We start from the raw sequence: 399 nt of genomic DNA, 5'->3' as shown, positions 1-399 counted from the left end.
TTCTTCTTCTCTTGGTTTTGTTTTATCATTTGTGAAATTTTGCTCATTGCTTACATCCTCCATAGTCTTATTATTATGAAAAAAATCAATATCAGGTTCATTCCTAGAAGGAACATTATTATTGTCTGATATTTCAGATCTAACATTTTTACTGTCATTTGCTTTTTTAATTCTGAACTCAACATTTTTTTGGTCTTTGCTCTGTGTTGGCTTAAAACGAGTTCTATTTCTGCTGTGTCTTTTTTTAAGCTCTGTGTCAAAATTTTCTCTATGGTGTCTGAGTTGGTTTTCGACATACTGCTGATCTGCTCTGTGATCGATTGTTGATTCTGTTCTATAAGTTTTGTAATCTCTGTTCTGTTCATATATATCTCCTTTTAAGCTGATAGGCTTATCAGC

1 protein-coding gene is annotated in these 399 nt (G+C 32.1%); it reads right to left on the bottom strand.

Going from position 1 to position 399, the window contains the following annotated elements; all coding sequences use genetic code 11:
* On the bottom strand, nt 1-399 hold a 399-nt coding region (locus AC1DHL_RS30050; RefSeq protein ID WP_478164376.1), incomplete at both ends, for a hypothetical protein.

The sequence above is a fragment of the Variovorax sp. 10L426 genome (genome assembly GCF_056395305.1).
The sequence above is the reverse complement of the archived record's forward strand: the minus strand, read 5'-3'. Positions and strand labels throughout refer to the sequence as shown.